Below are 21,452 nucleotides of genomic sequence, written 5' to 3'. Positions count from 1 at the left end.
ACGGCCGGCGCCGCGTCGGCCCACACCACGGGCATCGCCGGCTCCACCCGGGCGCCCACCGTCTCCGCACTCATCACACGCCGCCCGTCGGCCTGGCCAGCGCCAGCAGGTCGCTGTGGTGGACGGTGACCCGCAGCTCACCCGCCGCGCAGGCCGCCAGCCTGGCCTCCAGATACGCCTCGGCGCGCTCGGTCAGTTCGGGGCGCTGCTCGACGGCCGCGCCGACCCAGCCGCGCAGCCACTGGGCGGTCAGGCCGACGTTCTCCGGGCCGAGCCGCCAGGCGCTGGGGTGGACCTTGACGGTGGCGCCGTGCTCGCCGAACGCCTCGACGGCGACGCCCACCGAGTCCGGGCCGAGCAGGCCGCCGCGCCGCTGGTGGTCGTTGAAGGCGGCGGCCAGCTCGTCGTCCAGCGGGTCCGGCGTGCCGAACTCGACGCGTCCGGCGACCGAGAGCGTCAGCAGCGCCGGGCAGCCGGCGCCCGCGCAGGCCGCGGCGAGCGTCTCGACCTCCTCGCGGGTGAGGACGTCGAGCAGCGCCGACGCGGTCACCAGCGAGGCGCCGACCAGGGCGTCCGGGGTGAGCCGGGCGACGTCGCCGCGCCGCGTCTCGACGGTGACCCGGCTGCCGTCGGCGGCCGCCCGGGGGGAGGCGACGGCCGCGAAGTGCAGCAGGTAGGGATCGCGGTCGTGCAGGATCCAGTGCTGGGCGCCGTCCAGGCGCGGGGCCAGCCAGCGGCCCATCGAGCCGGTGCCGCAGCCCAGGTCGTGGATGGCCAGACCGCCGGTGCGGCCGGGCAGGTTGGCGAGCCGGATGCGCAGCGGGTCCAGCAGGTCCAGGGCGCGCGCGGCCGCGTCGGCGGGCTCGCGCAGTTCGAGCCACTCGGGCGCGTAGCGGGGCTGCTCCTCGTCGCCCGTGTCGCGCAGCCGGACGGTGGGCCGCTCGCCGGGGCGGGCCACGGGACCGGCGCCGGCGATCACGCCGTCGGGGTCCTGCGGGCCGGGCTGGGCCGGGATGCGGCCGATCTGACGGGCTACGTCCGCCGGGGTCGCGGTGGTCTTCCTCATGCCGCCCTCCGGGGCTCGCTGGGGAGCCGGCTCAGGACGCCGGCCAGGCTCTGGGCGGTCGACGCCCAGCCGTTCAGGGCTGCCCGGCGGCCGCGCGCGGCGGCCTTGAGCCGCCGTCGGACGTCCGCCTCGCCGAACCAGCCGCGCAGTTCGGCGGCGAGGGCGGCCGGGTCCTCCGGCGGGACGAGGATGCCGGGGACCCCGCCGTCGGGGGCGCGGCCGACGGCCTCGGGGAGCCCGCCGACGTCCGTGGCGAGGACCGGGATGCCCCGGGCGAGCGCCTCGGTGACCGCCATGCCGTAGGTCTCGGCGTAGGAGGTGAGGACCATCAGGTCGGCGGCGGCGTAGCTGGCGTCCAGCTCGGCGCCGGCCTGGGGACCGGCCAGCTCCAGCCGGTCCTGGAGGCCGTACTTCCGGATGAGGCGGCGCAGATGGGCGACGTACTCCGGGTCCTGGCCGAGGCCGCCGACGCAGACACAGCTCCACGGCAGGTCGGTGACCGTGGCCAGCGCCTCCACCAGCCGGTGCTGGCCCTTGCGTGGGGTCACGGCGGCCACGCACAGCAGCCGGGAGACGCCGTCGGTGCCCGAGGCGAGCGGGGCGATGTCGGCGCCGGGGGCGGCGACGTGCACCTTCTCCGGGGCGAGTCCGTGGTGGGAGACGAGGCGGCGCACCGCCCAGTCGCTGGTGGCGATCACGGCCGGGACCGCCCGCAGCACCTCACGCTCCTTGGCGTCCAGCTCGGCCGCCACGTCACGGGCGAGCCCGGTCTCGTCGCCGAGCGGGAGGTGCACGAGGACGGCCAGCCGCAGCCGCTCCGCCTCGGGGACCACGATCTCGGGGACGCCGCAGGCCACGAGCCCGTCCAGCAGGACCGCGGTGCCGTCGGGCAGCTCGCGCAGGGTGCGGGCGAGTTCGGCGCGGGCGTCGGCCTCCGGCCGCGGCCAGTCACCGGCCACCAGGTGCTTGTGGACCTGCCAGCCGAAGCCGGGCAGATCCAGGCAGACGCGGCGGTCGTAGGCGTTGCCGCCGCTGGGGTTCGCCGTGTCGTCGACACCGCCGGGCATCACGAAGTGCACGGAGCGCAAGGACATGGGGATGAGGTCGCCCATCTTGGGAACGGCCGTCTGGGCGGGGACGTACGCCAGCGGCGTCTTCTCCAGGGTCACGTCGGTCACAGCGCACGCTCGTAACTCGCCCAGGCGATGTGCGACTCGTGCAGGGTGACGGAGAGGGCGGAGATGCCCCGGGCGCCCTCGCCGAGCGCGCCCTTGTCGATCCGCTCGGCGAGCCGGTCGGCGATGACCTTCGCCAGGAACTCGGTCGAGGTGTTGACCCCGGCGAAGTCGGGCTCGTTGTCGAGGTTGCGGTAGTTCAGCTCGCTCACGACGGCGCCGAGTTCCTGGGTGGCCAGGCCGATGTCGACGACGATGTTGTCGTCGTCCAGCTGCTCGCGGCGAAACGTGGCGTCCACCAGGAACGTCGCTCCGTGGAGGCGCTGCGCGGGTCCGAAGACCTCGCCGCGGAAGCTGTGGGCGATCATGATGTGATCGCGGACGGTGACACTGAACAACGGACGACCCTCCAGGTGCGGCACGTCTGGTCCTCCGGCACGGGACCGCCGGGGGATGCCGTGTAGTACGGCCCTCCGCCGCTCCGTGTTCAGCCGGATCTCACTCTTTTCTCAGGTCAGGCGCTCGCGCTGTACCTGACCCGGTGACACAGCGCGGGGACCTCCCCCGACGCGAGCCTCGGCATCACCTCCGGCAACTCCTCGAAGGCGCTTTCCCCGGTGACGAGGGCGTCGAGCGCCGGATCGGCGAGCAGCTCCAGGGCGAGGGCGAGCCGGTCGGCGTAGGAGCGGTTCGCGCGGTGTGGGGAGACGGTGCCGACCTGGCTGCTGCGGATGACCAGCCGGCGGGAGTGGAACGCCTCGCCGAGCGGGAGGCTCACCCGCCGGTCGCCGTACCAGCTGAGTTCGAGGACGGTGCCCTCGGCGCTCAGCAGTTCCAGGGAGCGGGCGAGGCCCTGCTCGGTGGCGCTGGCGTGGACGACGAGGTCGCAGCCGCCGAGCGCGTCCGCCGGGGAGGCGAAGCCGACCCCGAGCGCCTCGGCGACCTTCGCCCGCGCCGGATCGGCGTCCACCAACTGGACGCGCACCCCCGGGAAGCGGGCCAGCAGCGCGGCCACCGAGCAGCCGACCATGCCGCCGCCGACCACCGCGATCCGGTCGCCGATCAGCGGCCGCGCGTCCCAGAGCGCGTTGACGGCCGTCTCCACGGTGCCGGCGAGAACGGCGCGCGCGGCGGGCACCGAGTCGGGCACGGGCGTCACGGCGGTGGCGGGCACGACGTACCGCGTCTGGTGCGGGTAGAGACAGAAGACGGTCCGCCCGACGAGGTCGCGCGGCCCCTCCTCCACCAGACCGACGTTGAGGTAGCCGTACTTCACGGGTGCCGGGAAGTCGCCCTCCTGGAAGGGCGCCCGCATCACCGCGTGCTGACTCTCCGGCACCCCGCCGCGGAAGACGAGCGTCTCCGTGCCGCGGCTCACGCCGGAGTACAGCGAACGGACCACGACCTCGCCCTCGGCCGGGTCCGGCAGGACGACGTCCCGTATCTCGCCCCGGCCCGGCGAGCCGAGCCAGAACGCGCGTGCCGCACGGTTCATCGACGTCCTCCTGAACGCTCCGCCAGTGGTGCACGTACCGAGGTGTGCACAGGTCGCGCACAGTACGCGGCCTTGATCGACTCTGTCACCTGGCCGGAGGATGTGCGGTGGCCCTGAACAACACTTACGACGCAAGGCTGGTCCAGCAGGAGACCGCTGTGGGAGCGGGCGTACAGATCCTGGTGCTGGCCCTGCTCGGCTCGGCGATCGGCATGGGGACGGCGGGCTGGATCACCGGCCTCGTCTTCGCCGTCGCCCTGTGGGCATCGCTCTCCCGGGCTCTGCACCGCTCGCAGCTGCGCTCCTTCGGCCCGGCCAACCGGGTCACCCTGGGCCGCGCCACGCTGGTCGGCGGGGTGACCGCGCTGGTCGCCGACTCCTTCGAGAGCACCCCGCCGGTGACCCTGCTGGTCGGTCTGACCGCCGTGGCCCTGCTGCTGGACGGCGTCGACGGCAAGGTCGCCCGGCGCACGGGCACCTCGACGGCCCTCGGCGCGCGGTTCGACATGGAGGTCGACGCGTTCCTGATCCTGGTGCTCAGCGTGTACGTCTCGATGGACCTGGGCCCGTGGGTCCTGCTGATCGGCGGGATGCGCTACGGGTTCGTCGCGGCGGCCCGGGTCGCGCCGTGGCTGAACAACCCGCTCCCGCCGAGCATGGCCCGCAAGACCGTCGCCGCGCTCCAGGGCATCTGCCTCCTGGTGGCGGGTGCCGATCTGCTGCCGTACGCGGGCAACTTCGCCGTCGCTCTGCTGGCCCTGGGATCCCTGCTCTGGTCGTTCGGCCGTGACGTGCTGTGGCTGTGGCGGACCTCGCGGGTCACGGAGACGGTCCCGGCGGAACGGGTGCTGGAACTCGTCTGACCGCACGCCGTCAGGCCGTCAGAACCGTCAGGCCGTCAGGCCGTCAGGCCGTCACGGAGGAAAGGGCCCGCACCGTCAGCGGACGGTACGGGCCCTTCCGCGTGCCGCTACGCCCGCGCCGGCCGCGTCCGTACGACGGCGAAGGCGGCGGCCGCGATCCCGAGGCCGCGGGCGGTGGAGTCACGTGAGTCGGCCGGTGCGGAGGCGCTGTCGGTGTCGCTCGTCGCGGTGAGTTTCAGGAGTTTCAGGAGTTCCAGGACGTTGGCGGGGTTCTGCCGCTCCCCCGTTCACGCCCTCGCGGGGTCCCGGGGCAGCAGGGCGATCGCGGCGGCCGGTACGGCGGCCAGCAGCAGCCAGGGCACGGCGGCGGGCAGCCCGGTGTCGAGGAGGGTGCCGGTGGCCGCGCTGCCGAGCAGCACGACGATCCCGGAGACCGAGGACAGGGCGCCGGTGTAGAGGCCGAGCCGGCCGTCCTCGGCGAGGTCGGGGACCCAGGCGCGGGCGGCGGGCGCGACGAGCATCTGGCCGAGGGTGAGCAGCACGACGAAACCGGCCGCGGGCGCCAGCGCGGCCGTGCCGGTCCGGCCGGCGGGCAGGGCGGCGGCCACGACCGCGAATCCGGCGGCGATCAGCGCCAGCCCGGCCGCCATGGAGCGGCGCGGGCTGAGCCGTTCGCCCACCCGGCGGGTGACGGGCAGCTGCGCGGTCACCACCAGCAGCGAGGACAGCGCGAACAGCCAGGCCAGCGGCGCCTGCGAGCCGACGGCGCGCTCCACCTCGGCGGGCAGGGCGAGATAGAGCTGGTTGTAGGCGAGGAGGTAGGCGCCGTACGCGCAGCACAGGGCGAGGAAGCGGCGGTTGCGCAGCAGCGGGCCGAGGCCGCCGCGGACGCGGACCGGTTCCCGGCCGGGTATGTGCTGCGGCAGCAGCCGGGCGTGCCCGGCGAGGACGAGGACGAAGATCCCGGCTCCGGTGAGGCACACCGCCCGGAAGTCGACCGACAGCAGCACCGCGCCGAGCAGCGGTCCGACGAACGCGCCGGCCTGTCCGGCGACCGTGAACAGCGCCAGCACCCGGGTCCGTGATCCGCCGCCGGACTCCTCCCGCACGACGGCCTGCCGGGCCACCTCGGACTCGACGGCGGGCGAGAACAGCGCGGCCGCGAAGCCGATGAGCAGCACCGCGCCGATCACCGACCAGGCCTGTTCGGCGTACCCGAGCCAGCCGAATCCGGCGACGCGCAGCGCGCAGCCGGCGAGGACGACGGGCCGGATGCCGTACCGGTCGGCCAGCGCCCCGCCGACCACGAACAGCCCCTGCTGGCTGAAGGTGCGCAGCCCCAGCACGAACCCGACGAGCCAGCCCGCGAGGCCGACCGCGCCGCCCAGGTGCTCGGCGAGGAAGGGCAGCACGGCGAAGAAGCCGATGTTGAAGGCGAGCTGAGTGAGGATCAGCAGTCTGAGCAGCGGTGAGAGCCGGGCCTCGGTGGTGCGGCGCGGGGCGAGGGTGGTCATCGGGCGCCCACCGGTTCCGGTGCGGTGACGGGCCGTGGCGCCTGTCCGCGGCTGGGGCGCTTGAGTCCGCCGGCCGCGGTGACCGCGAGGGCGCCGAGCAGGGCGAGGACGGTGGCGGGGGCGAGGACGGCCCAGGGGGCGCGCTCGGCGTAGGGCTGGTTCTCGGCGAGCAGCAGGCCCCATTCGGGGGACGGCGGCTGGGCGCCCAGGCCGAGGAAGCCGAGGGAGGCGAGGGCGAGGGCGATGCCGGGAAGGCGCAGCAGGGCGTGGCGGGCGACGGGCGGCAGGACGGCGGGCAGGAGTTCGCTCCGCAGCAGGTACCAGCGGCCGGCGCCGAGCGCGCGGGTGGCGGTGAGGTGGACGGTGGCCCGCTCCTGGCTCAGCAGTGCGCAGGTGTGCGCGGCGAGCGGCGCCCAGGCGACGACGGACACGGCGACCACGGGTGTCGTGGCCCCGCTGCCCCAGAGCGCGGTGACGAGGAGGGCGGCGAGCACGGGCGGCACCGCGTTGACGGTGTCGACGAGCGGCTCCGACAGCCGTGGCAGCAGCCCCAGCAGGACCCCGGCCGTGAGCGCGATCGCGGTGATGGCCAGGGCGAGGAGGAGGGTGTCGAGGGCGCCGTGGGCGACCCGCGCGAGCATGTCCCGGCCGAGCGCGTCGGTGCCGAACGGGTGGGCGGCGGACGGGCTTTGGAGCCGGGCGCCGGTGTCGAGGGCGAGCGGGTCCCGGGGCAGACCGGCGGCGACGACGGCGAGCAGCAGGGCGCCGTGGACGAGCGGCAGGACCGTGCCGGCGGGCGGGGCCGGGCGGTGCAGGCTCGCGAGGGCTCCGTCGCGCAGGGCGGGGCCGATGAGCAGCCGGGCGGCGAGACGTGCGGCGCCGGTCGCGGCGGCGGCGAGCAGCACGAGGGCGAGGGTGCCGGCCTGGAGGACGGGCAGGTCCTGGGCGAGCGCGGCCTGGAGGGTGGTGCGGCCGAGGCCGGGGATGTCGAAGATCTGTTCCACGGCGACGGATCCGCCGGCCAGGCCGACGACGAACAGCCCGAGGTTGGGCAGGAGTCCGGGCACGCTGCGGCGCAGTGCCTGGCGGGCGATGGTGCGGCCGGGCAGTCCGCGCGCGGCGGCGGCCAGTGCCCAGGGTTCGGTGAAGGCGGCGGGCAGTTGGTCGTCGAGGAGCCGTCCGAGCACCGCTCCGGCGGGCAGGCCGAGGGCGAGCGCGGGCAGGACGGTCCACTGCGGCCCGTACCAGCCGAGGGCGGGCAGCCAGCCGAGCTGCACGCCCACGACGGTGGCGAGGACGGACGCGGTGAGGAACTCGGGCAGCGCGGCGAGCGCGGCGGATCCGCTGCCGCCGGGCGGCCGTCCGTCCAGGCGCCGGTGCGCGCCGAGGTACAGGGTGCGGGCGCAGACCGCGGCGGCCGTGCCGGCGGCCACGACGAGGGCCACCGTCACCAGCAGCAGGGAGACGCCCAGGGCGTGGAGCACGGCGGGCGTGACCTCGGCGCCGGAGATCCACGACCGCCCGGCGTCCCCGCGCGGCAGCCCGCCGAGCCACTGCGCGAGAAGGTGCAAGGGGCCGTCGTCCAGGCCGAGTCCGGCCCGGACGGCGGCGAGCGCCTCGGGGGTGGGATCCCGGTCGGCGGAGCGCGCTTTGAGGACGGTCAGCGCCGGGTCGGTGTGCGAGAGCCAGGGCAGCAGCCCGATCCCGCACACCAGCAGCGCGGCCAGTCCGGCGCGCCACAGCAGCGCGCCCACCCTGTTCCCCATGCGTCAGCGCCTGGTGCCGGTGCCGACGAGGGTGCGCTCGTACGGGTCGAGGAGCGCGCCGCCGACCGTCGCGCCGACGCCGGTGACGACCCTCTGGTGGACCAGCGGGACCACGGCGTCGGTGCCGAGGATCGCCGCCTCGGCGGTCATGGCGGCGTCCTGGCGCCGGTCGGTGTCGGAGACCGACTGTGCCTTGGCCACGGCCCTGTCGACGTCCTTGTCGCAGAGCAGGGCGAGGTTGTAGCCGCCGTCGCAGGTGAAGTCACTGGCGAGGAGGGAGACGGGGTCCCCGGTGTCGAGGAGGCTGTTGCGGGCGCCGACGAAGGCGTCGAACTTCCCGGCCAGGGCGTCGCTCTCCAGCCGCGCGTACTCGCGCACCTCCAGCTTCACCGCGAACCCGGCCTTCTCCAGCTGCTGCTTCAGCACCTGGGCGACCTCCGGGAGTTCGGGCCGGTTGTCGTAGGTCGCGAGGGTGATCGAGGCGCCGTCGGGGTCACCGGCCTTCGCCCGCCCGGCGGGTGCCTTCCGCTTGCCCTCGGCCCAGGTGACGGCGGGGCCGTAGATGCCGGCTCCCGCGTCGGCGTGTCCCTCGTAGACACCCTTGGCGAGGGCGGAGGGGTCGACGGCGGCGCGGGCGGCGGCGCGCAGCGAGGCGTCCTTGAACACGTCCGACTTCGTGTTGAGGAGCAGGCTGGTGGTGCGGGTGGTCGCGGTCTCCCGGCGGGTGTCCGTGTCGAGGGTGGCGGCCTGGGCGACGGGGATCGCCTCGGCGAGGTCGACCTGGCCGGTGCGCAGGGCGTTGGCGCGGGCGGTGCCGTCGGCGATGAAGCGCGCGTCGATCCCGGCGGACTGGGCGCGCCCGCCCCAGTAGTCGTCGAAGCGGTCGAGGCCGGCGGAGGTGGTGCCGGTGACCTTGGTCAGTTCGAAGGGGCCGGTGGCGGTGCCGACCGGGTCGACGGCGTCCTTCTTCGTGTACGCCTTCGGCGCGAGGATCGCCAGGCTCGGGCTGGACAGCCGCAGCGGCAGAACCGGATCGGGGTCGGCGGTGGTGATCCGTACGCCCGTGGTGCCCTCGGCCTCGGCCGTGAGGGTGACGCCGGAGAGGGCGGCGGGGGCGGGCTCGGCCTCGGTGGCCCGGCCGAGGGCGGTGACGACCGCGGCGGGTGTGAGGCCGGTGCCGTCCTGGAAGACCGCCTCGCGCAGGGTGAACAGCCAGGTGCGGTCGTCCTCCCGGCGCCAGGACGCGGCGAGCGCGGGCGCGGCCGCGCCATTGGCGTCCAGGGCCGTCAGCCCCTCGGTGACACCGAGTCGGCTGAGGATCGTGGCGTCGGCGCCGTACGGGGAGAGCTGCTCGGCGGGCGGGAAGGCGAGGGCGACCCGCAGCCGGGAGCCGGCCTTGCCGTCGGACGGCTCACCGCCGTCGCCGCCGGAGGCGAAGCAGCCGGCGAGCAGCGGGGTCAGCAGCGGAGTGAGCAGGAGGGCGGCGAGGAGCCGCGGACGGCGGGGAGTGCGCATGGGGGACCGGCCTAGCGGGTCGGGGACGGGGCGATGGTGAGGGGTGGGGTGGGAGCGAGGGCGTGGAGGGGGACTTCGAAGTGGACGATCCCCTGGCCGCCGCCGGGGTCGGCGCGCTCGTCGTGCACGACCTCGCCGAGCGAGCGCCAGAAGCCCTCGGCTCCTTCGACGGCCGGGTCGGTGTGCAGATAGACGGAGCGGTAGCCGCCGTCCGCCGCGGCGAACGCCAGCAGGTCGGCGACCAGCCGCCGGGCCAGACCGCGCCTGCGGTGCTCGGGGCGGACGTAGACGCGCCGCAGTTGGGCGGTCACCCCGGAGGGGAAGCGCTCGGCGACATGGCGGGGGTTCGGCGGGTGCGCGGGGCCGCGGGAGTCCAGGGCGGCCGTGGCGACCACCTCGCCGTCGGGCCCGTCGAGCGCGACCAGCAGGGTGTGCCGGACCGGGGCGAGGTAGGCGGCGGCCAGGTCGATGATGTCGCCGTGCCAGCGCGGCACATACCCGGTGCCGAAGTCCCGGTAGACGGTGTCGAGCATGACGGCACGGGCGCCGTCGAGGTCGTCTGGCCCCGCGGGCCTCACGCGGTAGTCATGCACTTGCGCATCATATGCATTAAGCGTCAACCATTTGATCATCACGCACTCCACCCCCTCCCGCCCACCCCGCGGCTCAACTTGACAGCGATCATGACCTCCGCCTAAACCTTGCCACATGACATTCATTTTCAACAAGGCGGGCTGCCGAAGGGCGGGCCGATAGATGCGCATCGCGTTCGTCGGCAAGGGCGGCAGCGGCAAGACCACCCTGTCGGCCCTGTTCTGCCGCGGGCTGGCGGCCGACGGCGCCCCCGTGCTGGCCGTCGACGGTGACATCAACCAGCACCTGGCCGAGGCCCTCGACCCCACCGCCGGCCCCTTCACCGCCCCGCCGCTGGCCGCTCACCTGGGCGAGATCAAGGACCTGCTGCGCGGCACCAACCCGCGGATCGCCTCCCGCGAGGCGATGACCAAGACCACCCCGCCGGGCCGGGGCTCACACCTGCTGCGCCTGCTCGGCGACGACGAGCTGCACATCCGCCACGTCCAACGGGTGGGCGGCGTACCGCTGATGGTCACCGGCACGTTCGACGAGAGCGACCTGGGGGTGGCCTGCTACCACTCCAAGCTCGGCGCCGTCGAGCTGTACCTCGGGCACCTGGTGGACGGCCCCGGCGAGTACGTCGTCGTCGACATGACCGCCGGCGCCGACGCCTTTGCCTCCGGGCTGTTCGCCCGCTTCGACATGACGTTCCTGGTGGCCGAACCCACCCGCAAGGGCGTCTCCGTCTACCGCCAGTACCGCGACCACGCCCGCGAGTTCGGCATCCCGCTCGCCGTGGTCGGCAACAAGGTGACCGGCGAGGACGATCTGCTCTTCCTCAAGGAGGAGGTGGGCGACGACCTCCTCACCCACCTCGTCCACTCCCCCTGGGTCCGCTCGGCCGAACAGGGTCGCCCCCAGGGCACGTTGGAGTCGTCCAACCGGCACGCCCTCTCCGTCCTGCGCGAGACCGTGGACGCCCGGACCAAGGACTGGGCGACACTCCACCGCCACGCCGTCGACTTCCACCTCCGCAACGCGCACGCCTGGGCGAACACGGCGACCGGCCAGGACCTGACCACCCAGGTGGACCCGGACTTCGTACCGGGGCCGCAGTCACTGACGTGACCTCACCTCCCCTTCTCTCTCCACAAGAACAGGACATCCATGTCTCTCGACGTCTCCCCGAAGCTCCTCGCCGAGGCCGAAGCCGGTGACATTCGCGAGGCGGACTTCGTGGACACGGTCCGCACGTCCCTCCCGTACGCCTACGAACTCGTCGAGACCCTCGCCACCCGGCTCCACGCCGGAATCGCCGAGTTCGCCGACAACCAGACCCCGCCGCCCTCCGAGCTGGAGCGCGGCCAACTGCTGCGCGCCCTGGCCAGCGACGCCATCCGGGGCAGCCTGGAACGCCACTTCGGCATCGCCCTGGCCTTCCAGAACTGCCACCGCGTGGCCGCCTTCCGCCCGGCCTCCCGGGACGGCGAGACCTACGCCCGGTTCACCTCCCTGCGGGCACAGGTGCTGAACCAGTCGGCGGAGCTGCGGGACTGCTGACGCCCCAGGAGACCGGCTGATCCCCTCCCCGCGCGGCAGCAACCGCTCGTACGCGGACTTCGTCGGGGACCTCACGGGCTGGACCTAACAAAACGGCTCGGGCGGGCCGACCTCCATACCGAGGTCGGGGCCGCCAAGGCGTAGTCCCCCTCGTCCAGGGGAAGGGCGAGCAGCTGCCGATCTCGGACTGGGGCATCCCGGTGTCCGGGATCGCGTAGAACTCGCCCAGCTGGTGACGGATGCGGCCCGGTGGGTTGCGGCTGCACTCGCGCAGCTGGCGCTCCGCCTCCGCGATGCAGCCGGATCAGTAGTCGGAGAAGTTCCAGAACATGCCCACCTCGGTGTCGGAGACGACGATCAGGCCGCAGTCCTCCGAGTAGACGTCGCTCAGCGGGTTGTACCCCCAGTGCGACGTCGTGAAGTCGAGCGTGCCGGGCACAGGGCCGCGCCTGGTGACGTTGGTGTGACAGGTGGCCGCGTCCCCGTACCGCGCGAGGATCGTGCGGGCCATCGCCCGCAATTCCTCCTCGCTCTCCGTGAAGCGCTTCAGGTTGGACAGGGTGCAGCAGTCGTCCGTGAGGGCCAGCAGCAGGTTCTCGGCGCTGGCCCGGTCGATCTCGTAGAGACGCTGGGCGATGTACTCCGGGGGGTGGACGGCGAACGGGTAGGTGGGGGACCCCTCGCGCTCCGGCATCTGCGCCGCGTCGTCGAGACCGGTCCAGCCCCGCGGATCCGGGACGGCCCGGGCCATCAGCACGAGGACGTCGAGGACCCAGTCCTCGTGGCGACGGGGACCCGTGGCGTCGTACGGGTACGCGTCCTCGAACAGGTGGCGTACCGCGGCTTCCCAAGAGACTTGGTCGACGGACATGTGGTGCTGGCCTTTCTCGGCGTGGCGCTAGCCAGGACTTGGAGGGCATCGACGTCATGGCGGTGAACGGCGGGGTGCGGCTGCTGTCGTACCGGATCACTTCGCGGATGCGCACGGCGTCCTCGGCCGCCGCCCGGTGGAACCCGCGGTACGCCGTCGCCGCCGGTCCTCGCCAACCCGCCTCGTTACGGTCGACGATCGCGTCATTCGCCTGACCTGCTTGTCCAGGTGATCCTTATGTCGTCGAGGTCATCGGCCAGTCACCGGGCACCCGAGTCTCGTCCGTGCCGCGCGGCCGGGGTCCGGGGTTCGACCAGGTGGGTACCGATGTCCTCGTGTACCTGGGCCGCTACGCGGCGCCCGCCGCGTCGAGGAGGCGCACCAGGTCCTTCCTCCCGTAGCCGAGGAGGGCCGCACGGTGAGCAGCCGTCAGCATCAGGTGGGCGACGATCTGGGCCTCGTAGCCGTTCCTGTCGTCGCCCAGCCATTCGCCCGGGTCCTCGACGCCCAGGCTGTTCATCACCAGGCCGTGCTCACGGCGGATCTCCGTGACGGTGTCGGACACGGCTTCGAGGAGCGTCCGCCCGGGCCGCTCGCACTTCAGGGCGAAGCCGCCCCAGTCGACCGGTTCGCAGCCGCTGGGCGGTCGCAGGCGCAGGGCCTCGTACCGCTCGTGGCCGAAGGCGCCGTCACCGAACTCGTCGTGCAGTAGGGCGAAACGGTGGAAGCCGGGCGCCGGCGGGGGTGGTGGCGGGGTGTACTCCCACCCGGCGTCCTCGTGCACCAGCCGCCGCACCTCCTCCTCGTCGGCCGAGGTGACGGTGAAGCCCGTCTCCGTGTTGCGACCGGTGAGTGTGCCGTCGTCGTCGCGCTGGAACCTCAGGCTCATCTGGACCCCCGTGGTCGTCGTCGGCGGGAAGCGCCGAAAGCCCCCCGTCACAAGAGCCAACGGACCGCGGCCCACCCGCGTGCCCGCCGACAGCATTGTCATCCGATCGTGTGAGCACGCCGCTCATCCCCGACGGTGCGACCGAGTTCGGGCACCACGGGTCCCACCCGCACGGGACGGCACAATTTCTTCACGCTTTTGTGCAACCTTTTTCACATCGGAGGAGTCCGCGTCTACATGTACGCGGACCTCCCGGACCGGTCGGCCCATCGGGCCGCCTCGTCCCACGATTCGGCCTGAGCGAGACCCACTTGATCGACAGCACCACCGCACACCGGGACGGTCCCACCGACCTCCCGCCCGACCCGGCCGAAATACGCACCGAACGCCGCCGCCTGATCGAGGCCGTCCGCGCCCTGCGTCGCCTCCTCGACAAGCGCCGCGCCTTCGAGGTGGCCGACCGGCGCCGGCTGAACCGCGAGGCGCGGGACCGCCGCCGCGCGGAGGACACCGAGGGCAAGGCTCTGCAACGCATCCACGAGAGGCTGGCCCGCGAGGAGCGTTCCCTCACTCGTCGGCTGAACGGCCTGGACGGCAAGCGCGAGAGCCAGGAACGGCATGCCCTCGCCGTCCTGCGCCGTGAGTCCATCGAGCGCAGCCTCAACAGCACGCGCCTCACCACGAGCGAGGTGAACGGCATCGGCGGCGGGCTGATCCGCGATCTCGGGGCACAAGGCATCAGCACGGCCGCCGACTTCAAACGCGTCAGCTGGGGCAAGGCCCCCAACGGCAAGGGCGGCGAGGTCCTCTACATCCACCGCGTCCGCGGCGGCAAGGTCCACATCAACGGCATCGGCGAACATCGAGGCCGCCCCTTGATGGAGTGGCGCCGGGCGGCCCTCGCCCGGGCCGAGGCCCGCGCCCCGCGCGAGTTGCCCCCGGACGAACGCCACCGTATCGCCGAGATCATCGAGGCCGAGCGCACCCGTCTCCGTGCGGAGCTGGCGCAGGCGCCGCTCACGGCCGAAGGCGCCCGTGCCGAAGCCGTGCGCCTGCACGCCGAGGCCGTCGAGCGTCTCACCGCGGCCGAACAGGAAGCCGCCCGCCTCGCCGCGGAACGCCGAGCCGAGTTCGACGCCATGGCGGAACAACTCCTCGTGCTCCAGGCGGAACTGGCCTCCCACATGGACGGGTACGGCGACGCGGGCCTCCGCCTCCGCCGCGCCCAGACCCGCGCGCTCCGACCGGCCCCCGCCCTGCCCGGCGTCCCCGCTCCCCGCACGCCCCAGGAGCCGCGTACACCGCGTACACCGCGCACGGCGCGCACACCGTACGAGCCGGCCCGCCCGTCCGTCGACAAAGCCGAGAGCAGCGGTTCGACACCCGCGTCCACCGCCGCCCCCGGCTTCCGCGCGCACCTCGGCTGGCTGCTGCCCGTCATCGGCTTCGGCCTGGTGGCCGTCGTCGGCGTGGGCGAGCTGGGGGACGAGACGGCTCCTTTGTGGCTCAGGGTCACCTCACCGCTCCTCGCCCTGGCGGCCACCGCGGACCTGCTGCGTCTGTGGATCCCGCGCAGACGGTGGCGGACCGCCGGAGCGATGCCCCGGGGGACGGGATATCAGGCTTCTGGGGTGTTCCTCTCCCTCATCGCCGCCGGCATGTTCGCGGCCGAGGAGTCCGACGCCATCGTCGCCGCCTGTGTCGCCGCCGTCCTCGCCGTCCTCCTGCTGCTGGCCGGAACCGGCCACCGCCTGAACCCCCCACAGGACGCCCAGGACAAGGGCTCCGCCTCCTCCGTCTGACCGCCCTCCCGACAAAGGAACCGCCGCATGACAGAGAACACGCCCGACAGACCGAACCCGGATGCCGCCCCTCCGGCATCGCCCGCGACACCGACCCCGGTGCCGTCCCCCGAGCCGGCCCCGGCCCCGACCCCTGAGCCGACCCCTGCCCCTGCCCCTGGGCCGCCCGCCGGCTACCAGGCCGCGCCCCACCCCGCGTACCCCGCCGCTCCCCCGCCCCCGTTCCCCGCGGCCGCCGTCCCGCAGCGTCGCTCCCGCAAGGGGGTCCTCATCGCCACCGGCGTCGTCCTGACCCTCCTCGCCGGTGGAGGGGTCGCCTGGTGGGCGCTGGCCGACGGCGACGACGCGATGAGCCATGTCGAGGTGTCGGGCGGCAAGCTCACGGAGAGCGAGAACAGCCTGCTCGACGAGGGCGAGGAGTGCGACGACACCGACGAGTTCACGTACAACGACTGCGACGCCACCACGGCGTACGAGTTCGTCTACAAGATCACGAACAAGGGTGACGAGCCGGCCAACTACGCCGTGATCGTGAACGGCTTCGACGAGGACGGCGACTTCGTCGGCCAGGCGTACGTCAGCGCGACGCACCTGCGCCCCGGCAAGACCGACGCCGACACCGGGGAGTTCGACGAATACGTCGAGCTGGAGGGCGACCACACGCTGTCCGACATCGAGTCCGTGAAGGTCGCCCACGTCGAGCGGGTCGGTCTGGCCAACTGACGGCTCTTCGACACCGTACGGCTCGCAGATGTGCTGAAGGGGCCCGCGGCCGGCGCGGGCCCCTCAGCCGTTCACCCCTTCTGCTCCACCCGAACCCGGCACCGGCCAGCAGGGACAGGGTCGCGAGGGCACTCACCAGGGCGCGGGTGGGCATGCGGCGGGTGGGGTCGGGCATGCGGCTCTCCTTGATCCGAGATGACGTGATCCTGACACTTCAGGGGGTGAACGGGCAGGCTGGCGCCTCCGTGACCGGCGGGCTCCCGCACCCACCGGCCACGGAGGCCGTTTCTCGGGCGGCCGCAGTCGGCCTCGTCACCTCAAGGGCGCTTCCGGCAGCCTCAGGCCACCTTGCGCACCCCCTCCCGATGCCTGCGGACGATGTCCGCGTAGTGCCGCCCGCTTCCCTTGATCGTCCGGGCCTGCGTCGCGTAGTCGACGTGGACGAGCCCGAACCGCTTCTCGTAGCCGTACGCCCACTCGAAGTTGTCCAGCAGCGACCAGGCGAAGTAGCCGGCCAGCGGGGCGCCCTTGCGGGCGGCGGAGGCGCAGGCGGCGAGGTGGGCGGTCAGATAGGCCTGGCGTTCCGGGTCGTCGACCGTGCCGTCGGGGCGTACGGCGTCCGGGTAGGAGGAGCCGTTCTCGGTGACGTACAGCCGGCGCGCGCCGTACTCGTCGGTCAGCCGCAGCAGCAGCGTCTCGATGCCGCTCGCGTCGACCTCCCAGTCCATGCCGGTGCGCGGGACATCGGGCTTGCGGAGGGAACGGGCGTGCGGGACCGGGCCGTCGGGGTCGTCGGCCACCGTCACCGGGAAGTAGTAGTTCAGGCCCAGCCAGTCGAGCGGCTGGGCGATGGTCTCCAGGTCGCCCGGCTTCTCCGGGAGTTCGACGCCGTACAGCTCCCGCATGTCCGCCGGGAAGCCGCGGCCGTGGACCGGGTCGAGCCACCAGCGGTTGGTGTGGCCGTCCATGCGGCGGGCGGCGGCGAGGTCCTCGGGCCGGTCGGTCGCCGCGTGCACGGTCGAGAGGTTGTTGACGATGCCGACCTCCGCGCGCGGGGCCGCCGCACGGATGGCCTGCGCGGCGAGGCCGTGGCCGAGCAGCAGGTGGTAGGAGGCGCGGACCGCCGCCGTGAGGTCGGTCAGGCCGGGTGCCATCAGCCCTTCCAGATGGCCGATCCACGCCGAGCACAGGGGCTCGTTCAGGGTGGCCCAGTGGCCGACCCGGTCGCCGAGCCGCTCGGCGACGGCCGAGGCGTACGCGGCGAAGTGCTCCGCCGTGTCCCGCTCGGGCCAGCCGCCGCGGTCCTGGAGGACCTGCGGCAGGTCCCAGTGGTAGAGGGTGACGGAGGGCGTGATGCCCGCCGCGAGCAGCGCGTCGGTCAACTCGTCGTAGAAGGCGAGGCCCTTGGCGTTGACCGGGCCGTCGCCGCCCGGCACCACCCGGGGCCAGGCCACCGACAACCGGTAGGCGTTCACGCCGAGTTCGCGCATCACGGCGATGTCCTCGCGCCAGCGGTGGTAGTGGTCGCAGGCGAGGTCGCCGTGGTCGCCGCCCGCGGTCTTGCCCGGGGTGTGCGCGAAGGTGTCCCAGATCGACGGGGAACGGCCGTCCTCCGCCACGGCTCCCTCGATCTGGTACGCCGAGGTGGCCGTGCCCCACAGGAAGTCGTGCGGGAGTGCGGCGAGGTCGATGCTCACGTGAGTTCCTTCGTGTTCAAGGGAGTTGGTCACTTGACGGCTCCGGCCGTCAGCCCGGCCACGAGATAGCGCTGGAGCAGCAGGAAGCCGGCCACCACGGGCACGCTGACGACCAGCGAGGCGGCCATGATCTGGTTCCAGTAGACGTCGTTGAGGGTGGAGTAGCCCTGGAGTCCGACGGCGAGCGTGCGGGTGGTCTCGTTGGTCATGACGGAGGCGAACAGCACCTCGCCCCAGGCCGTCATGAAGGCGTAGACGGCGACGGCGACGATCCCGGGGATCGCGGCCGGCACCACGACCCGGAACAGCGCGCCGAGCGGCCCGCAGCCGTCGACCAGCGCCGCCTCGTCCAGGTCGCGCGGCACCGAGTCGAAGTATCCGATCAGCATCCAGATGGAGAAGGGGAGGGAGAACGTCAGATACGTCAGGATCAGCCCGCCGCGCGAGCCGAACAGGGCGATGCCGGTGGCGTTGCCGATGTTGACGTAGAGGAGGAAGAGCGGCAGGAGGAAGAGGATGCCGGGGAACATCTGCGTGGACAGCACGGTCACCGTGAAGACGCGCTTGCCCCGGAAGCTGTAGCGGCTGACGGCGTAGGCGCTGAAGACCGCGATCACCACCGAGCAGACCGTCGCCGCGCCCGCCACGATCAGCGAGTTCACGAAGTACCGGGCGAGCGGGACGGTCGACCAGATGTCGATGTACGGACGGATCGTCAGTTCGCTCGGCAGCCAGCGGAACTTCCCCGTGACGTCCGCCAGGGGCTTCAGCGAGCTGGAGATCATCACGTACACCGGCACCAGGACGAAGCCGGTGAGCAGGGTGAGGAAGATCCGCCGCGACCACAGGAACGAACGCGGGGGCGCCATGGGCGAGTTGCGCGCCACGGGCGCCGTGGAGGTGTCAGGCATCGGCGGGCCTCCGTCCGCGCGAGGTGACCGCGAGGTACACCCCGGTCACGGTCAGCAGGAAGAGCAGCAGCAGGACGGACATCGCGGACCCGGAGCCGAAGTTCCAGGTGACGAAGGACGCCTGGTAGATGTGGACCGAGATGAGGTCCGCCGCCTCGGGCGCCGCCCTGCCGAACAGGACGTACGGCGTGTTGAAGTCGTTGAACGTCCACAGGAACAGCACCAGCACCAGCACCTGGTTGACGGGGCCGAGCGACGGCAGGGTGATGCGGCGGATCTGCTGCCACACCCCGGCGCCGTCCAGGGCCGCCGCCTCGTACAGCTCCCGGGGGATGTTCTGGAGGCCGGCCATCACGATCAAGAAGGCGAACGGCCAGCCCTTCCACACCGACACGGTCAGCAGCGCCCAGAAGCTGTTGTCGCCGATCAGCCAGAAGGACGGCTTGTCGGTGACGCCCAGCTGGTCGTGCAGGACGTGGTTCACCAGGCCGTTGTCGTGCTGGAACATGAACACCCAGGTGATCACGGCCGCGTAGACCGGCAGCGCGTACGGCACCAGGAAGAGGGCCCGCAGCAGTCCGCGGCCGCGGAAGGTGTCCTGCATGAAGATCGCGGCCGCGGTGCCGATCAGCCAGCACAGGGCGACGGAGAGCAGCGTGAAGGCGACCGTGACGAGGAACGAGTGCAGCAGGGCCTCGCCGACGGGGGCGTTGAAGTCCACCGCCAGCGAGTAGTTGTCGAAGCCCGCCCAGGGGGCCGTGCCCCAGTCCCGGATGTAGAACTGGGTGAGCACCTTGAAGCTCATCACGATGCCGATCACCATCGGCACCAGATGGACGAGGAGTTCCAGGACCAGGGCGGGCAGGAGCAGCAGATAGGGCAGTCCGATCCGGCGGATCCGGCCGGGGCGGCGGCGGGGCGGCGCGGCCTTGACCGGGCTCACGCCCGGCCGGCCGCGTTCGATCGTGGTCGTCATCACGCCGCCGGCATCTGCTGCTGGGCCTTCTCGAGGCGGGACTTCACCGACTCCGTGGTCACCGGGCGCCCGGCGGCGGCCTCGGCGAACAGCTCCTTGACGGCCGTACCGACGGCGGTCTCGAACTGTGACTCGTCGGCGACCTGGGGCAGCGCCGCGGCGCTCTTGGCGAGGGTGTCCTTCAGGACGACGGTGGCGGGGGTGTTGAACGCGGCGTCGGACTGGGCGGCCGCGACCGGCGGGATCGAGCTGTAGGCCGTGTTGAGGATCTTCTGCTCCTCGTCGCTGGTCATGAACTTCACGAACTCCGTGGCCCCGTCGAGGTTGTCGGTGTTCTTGAAGACGGCCATGTTGATGCCCGCGACCATGGAGTTGACCTGCTCGCCGGTGCCGGGGACGCCGGACTGCACGGGGACGGGCGCGATCCCGTAGGCGTCGTCGCTCATGCCCTGGGACTTCAGGTTGGCGGAGGCGGACTGCCACAGCAGCATCGCCGTCCTGCCCTTGGCGAAGTCGCTGACGGACTGGTTCTGGGCGTACTCGGCGTTGCCCTGCGGGATCGCCTTGTCCTTCGCCATCAGGTCGACGTACTGCTTGACGGCGGTGACCGCGCCGTCGGAGGTGAAGTCGGGCTTGCCGTCGGCGGTGAAGAAGTCGGCGCCGTGCTGCTTGGCGAAGGTGAAGACGTGGTGGACGTTCTCGGAGACGTTCGCGCCCTCGGCGCCCAGCACCTGCTTGCCCTTGGCCTGGATCTTCTTGCCGTCGGCGACCAGCTCGTCCCAGGTGGCCGGCGGCTTCGCGATGCCGGCGTCCGCGAAGATCTCCTTGTTGTAGTAGAGCGCGTACGCCATCGAGTACAGCGGCACCGCGGCCGGGTCCTTGCCCTCGGCGCCGGTGGAGCCGAGCGCGGAGGCGACGAAGCGGTCCTTGCCGCCGAGCTTGGCGAAGTTCGCCTCGCCCCACGGCAGCAGCGCGCCGGTGGCCTGGAGGGAGGCCGACCAGGTGTTGCCGATGTTCAGCACGTCGGGTCCCTGGCCGGACGTCGTCGCCGTGAGGATCCGGTTGAGCAGGTCGGACCACGGGACGACCTCCAGTTTCACCTCGATCCCGGTCTGCTTCTCGAACTTGTCCAGCTCCGGCTGGAGCACCTTCTTGTCGATCTCTATGCTCGCGCCCTGGTTGGAGGCCCAGTACGTCAGCGTCTTCGGCGAGTTGTTGGAGCCCTCGCCGTCGGTCGAGGTTCCGCCTCCGCAGGCCGTCGCGGCCAGCGCGAGTGACAGGACGACGGCTCCAGCGGCCGCGGCTCGGATGGTGCGCATGGGTCGGCTCCCGGTTGTGTCATCAGGGCTTAATTTAGGACGTGAGTTAAACCTCGGAACGCGACCGCGTCAAGGGTTTCGACGATGCTCGCGCAAGTCGGTCGCCCCTCTTCCAGAACGAGAAGGCGTACGACGCCCCGAACCAGGCCGCGATCCAGAACGGCGCGGTCAAGGGCTACGCCGCCTACCGGGTCGGCGACGGGGTGACCAGCCACGAGGGCTGGGGGCTGGGCAGCTACTGCTACTACAACGTCGACCCGACGATCGTGCAGCACCACGGCTTCGCCGCCCCGAACACGCCGGGCGTGAAGTTCCACGACCTGCTGGTGGTCTCCCTCGGCGGCAACGGCCAGTACGAGGCCGTCATCAACGACACCGGCACCCCTACGTCGGGAACCTCCACGGTGCCGTCGACGGTGGTGTCGTACCCCTGAGCCGACGGGCCGACGCGAGCGCCGGGCCGCGTGGGACCATCTCGGCATGCGCCTGACAGCCGACGGGACCACTCCGCTCTCGCGGTCGGTCCTGGTGGAGGACCTCGAGACCGACGACGGCCACGCCTTCGAACTGGCGAGCCCGCTCTTCCTGGCCGCCGGTGACCGCATCGGCTTCGAGGACGGCGGGCTCGTCGTCGTACGGGCCGGCGGAGAGCGGCTGACGCCGGCGGGCGGCTGGTCCACTCGCTGCCGGACGTGACGCCGGGCGCGCACGGTGCGCCCGGTGCGCCCGGTGCG

The 21,452-nt window shown here is 72.7% G+C and carries 20 protein-coding genes and 2 pseudogenes; 7 read left to right on the top strand and 15 right to left on the bottom strand.

Annotation, left to right across the window (positions count from 1 at the left end; all coding sequences use genetic code 11):
- Positions 1-73: 73 nt before the first annotated feature.
- The 4 genes from ACZ6D7_RS07725 to ACZ6D7_RS07710 all read right to left on the bottom strand — a co-directional run bounded on the left by ACZ6D7_RS07725 (position 74) and on the right by ACZ6D7_RS07710 (position 3,736).
- A complete protein-coding gene (locus tag ACZ6D7_RS07725) occupies positions 74-1,066 on the bottom strand; it encodes an SAM-dependent methyltransferase (protein ID WP_469485066.1) in 993 nt (330 codons plus the stop codon).
- Positions 1,063-2,244, bottom strand: coding sequence for a glycosyltransferase family 4 protein (locus ACZ6D7_RS07720; protein WP_469485064.1), 1,182 nt, complete (start codon positions 2,242-2,244; stop codon positions 1,063-1,065). The genes ACZ6D7_RS07725 and ACZ6D7_RS07720 overlap by 4 nt, the downstream gene beginning before the upstream one ends.
- Entirely contained in the window at positions 2,241-2,639 is a 399-nt protein-coding gene (locus tag ACZ6D7_RS07715; RefSeq protein WP_469486011.1) for a 6-pyruvoyl trahydropterin synthase family protein, read from the bottom strand. Before ACZ6D7_RS07715 ends, ACZ6D7_RS07720 begins: the two co-directional genes overlap by 4 nt.
- A gap of 116 nt (positions 2,640-2,755) precedes the next feature.
- Positions 2,756-3,736: a zinc-dependent alcohol dehydrogenase gene (locus ACZ6D7_RS07710; RefSeq protein WP_469485061.1), complete on the bottom strand. Its 981-nt coding sequence runs from the start codon at positions 3,734-3,736 to the stop codon at positions 2,756-2,758.
- Between the two features lie 107 nt (positions 3,737-3,843).
- Here ACZ6D7_RS07710 and ACZ6D7_RS07705 point away from each other — a divergent pair, with 107 nt between their 5' ends.
- Positions 3,844-4,599, top strand: a complete 756-nt coding sequence (locus ACZ6D7_RS07705) for a CDP-alcohol phosphatidyltransferase family protein (protein ID WP_469485058.1) — start codon at positions 3,844-3,846, stop codon at positions 4,597-4,599.
- A 287-nt stretch (positions 4,600-4,886) separates the two neighbouring features.
- Here the strand turns inward: ACZ6D7_RS07705 and ACZ6D7_RS07700 are convergent, their stop codons facing one another.
- From ACZ6D7_RS07700 to ACZ6D7_RS07685, 4 genes are read right to left on the bottom strand one after another with little or no spacing between them, the layout of a single operon-like run.
- Positions 4,887-6,113 carry an MDR family MFS transporter gene (locus tag ACZ6D7_RS07700; protein ID WP_469485055.1) on the bottom strand — a complete coding sequence of 409 codons (1,227 nt, stop codon included), beginning with the start codon at positions 6,111-6,113 and terminating at the stop codon, positions 4,887-4,889.
- Complete coding sequence (locus ACZ6D7_RS07695) at positions 6,110-7,879, bottom strand: ABC transporter permease subunit (protein WP_469485050.1); 1,770 nt, start codon at positions 7,877-7,879, stop codon at positions 6,110-6,112. Before ACZ6D7_RS07695 ends, ACZ6D7_RS07700 begins: the two co-directional genes overlap by 4 nt.
- A gap of 3 nt (positions 7,880-7,882) precedes the next feature.
- A complete protein-coding gene (locus tag ACZ6D7_RS07690) occupies positions 7,883-9,394 on the bottom strand; it encodes an ABC transporter substrate-binding protein (protein ID WP_469485047.1) in 1,512 nt (503 codons plus the stop codon).
- An 11-nt stretch (positions 9,395-9,405) separates the two neighbouring features.
- Complete coding sequence (locus tag ACZ6D7_RS07685; RefSeq protein ID WP_469485045.1) at positions 9,406-9,987, bottom strand: GNAT family N-acetyltransferase; 582 nt, start codon at positions 9,985-9,987, stop codon at positions 9,406-9,408.
- A gap of 163 nt (positions 9,988-10,150) precedes the next feature.
- Between ACZ6D7_RS07685 and ACZ6D7_RS07680 the strand changes: the two genes are divergently transcribed.
- Together ACZ6D7_RS07680 and ACZ6D7_RS07675 are read left to right on the top strand one after the other, a co-directional pair.
- Complete coding sequence (locus ACZ6D7_RS07680) at positions 10,151-11,098, top strand: ATP-binding protein (RefSeq protein ID WP_469485041.1); 948 nt, start codon at positions 10,151-10,153, stop codon at positions 11,096-11,098.
- 39 nt (positions 11,099-11,137) lie between these two features.
- A complete protein-coding gene (locus ACZ6D7_RS07675) occupies positions 11,138-11,530 on the top strand; it encodes an SCO5389 family protein (protein WP_469485038.1) in 393 nt (130 codons plus the stop codon).
- Positions 11,531-11,834: 304 nt separating this feature from the next.
- Here the strand turns inward: ACZ6D7_RS07675 and ACZ6D7_RS07670 are convergent, their stop codons facing one another.
- From ACZ6D7_RS07670 to ACZ6D7_RS07660, 3 genes and pseudogenes are all read right to left on the bottom strand, one after another.
- Positions 11,835-12,401 carry a hypothetical protein gene (locus ACZ6D7_RS07670; protein ID WP_469485035.1) on the bottom strand — a complete coding sequence of 189 codons (567 nt, stop codon included), beginning with the start codon at positions 12,399-12,401 and terminating at the stop codon, positions 11,835-11,837.
- Between the two features lie 91 nt (positions 12,402-12,492).
- Positions 12,493-12,661, bottom strand: a pseudogene (locus ACZ6D7_RS07665) (WXG100 family type VII secretion target); the annotation flags it as partial.
- 89 nt (positions 12,662-12,750) lie between these two features.
- Positions 12,751-13,290 carry a hypothetical protein gene (locus tag ACZ6D7_RS07660; protein WP_469485033.1) on the bottom strand — a complete coding sequence of 180 codons (540 nt, stop codon included), beginning with the start codon at positions 13,288-13,290 and terminating at the stop codon, positions 12,751-12,753.
- Between the two features lie 311 nt (positions 13,291-13,601).
- Here ACZ6D7_RS07660 and ACZ6D7_RS07655 point away from each other — a divergent pair, with 311 nt between their 5' ends.
- The gene (locus tag ACZ6D7_RS07655; protein WP_469485031.1) at positions 13,602-15,092 is read left to right on the top strand and encodes a hypothetical protein; all 1,491 of its coding nucleotides are present in this window, start codon (positions 13,602-13,604) and stop codon (positions 15,090-15,092) included.
- Positions 15,093-15,119: 27 nt separating this feature from the next.
- Positions 15,120-15,815 (top strand): hypothetical protein, encoded by a 696-nt coding sequence (locus ACZ6D7_RS07650; protein ID WP_469485028.1) that lies wholly within the window; start codon positions 15,120-15,122, stop codon positions 15,813-15,815.
- Positions 15,816-16,153: 338 nt separating this feature from the next.
- Here ACZ6D7_RS07650 and ACZ6D7_RS07645 read toward each other — a convergent pair whose 3' ends face one another.
- Genes ACZ6D7_RS07645 through ACZ6D7_RS07630 form a run of 4 tightly spaced genes read right to left on the bottom strand, consistent with a single transcriptional unit; the run spans position 16,154 to position 20,718 of the window.
- Complete coding sequence (locus ACZ6D7_RS07645; RefSeq protein WP_469485025.1) at positions 16,154-17,512, bottom strand: GH1 family beta-glucosidase; 1,359 nt, start codon at positions 17,510-17,512, stop codon at positions 16,154-16,156.
- A gap of 29 nt (positions 17,513-17,541) precedes the next feature.
- Positions 17,542-18,381, bottom strand: coding sequence for a carbohydrate ABC transporter permease (locus ACZ6D7_RS07640; protein ID WP_469486008.1), 840 nt, complete (start codon positions 18,379-18,381; stop codon positions 17,542-17,544).
- Positions 18,382-18,415: 34 nt separating this feature from the next.
- A complete protein-coding gene (locus tag ACZ6D7_RS07635) occupies positions 18,416-19,399 on the bottom strand; it encodes a carbohydrate ABC transporter permease (RefSeq protein ID WP_469485022.1) in 984 nt (327 codons plus the stop codon).
- Complete coding sequence (locus tag ACZ6D7_RS07630) at positions 19,399-20,718, bottom strand: ABC transporter substrate-binding protein (RefSeq protein WP_469485019.1); 1,320 nt, start codon at positions 20,716-20,718, stop codon at positions 19,399-19,401. The genes ACZ6D7_RS07635 and ACZ6D7_RS07630 overlap by 1 nt, the downstream gene beginning before the upstream one ends.
- Positions 20,719-20,816: 98 nt before the next feature.
- Between ACZ6D7_RS07630 and ACZ6D7_RS07625 the strand changes: the two are divergent.
- Positions 20,817-21,152, top strand: a pseudogene (locus ACZ6D7_RS07625) (coagulation factor 5/8 type domain-containing protein); the annotation flags it as partial.
- 46 nt (positions 21,153-21,198) lie between these two features.
- A complete protein-coding gene (locus ACZ6D7_RS07620; protein ID WP_469485017.1) occupies positions 21,199-21,414 on the top strand; it encodes a hypothetical protein in 216 nt (71 codons plus the stop codon).
- Positions 21,415-21,452 lie beyond the last annotated feature (38 nt).

The organism is Streptomyces sp. NPDC041784 (assembly GCF_055591025.1).
The sequence above is the reverse complement of the archived record's forward strand: the minus strand, read 5'-3'. Positions and strand labels throughout refer to the sequence as shown.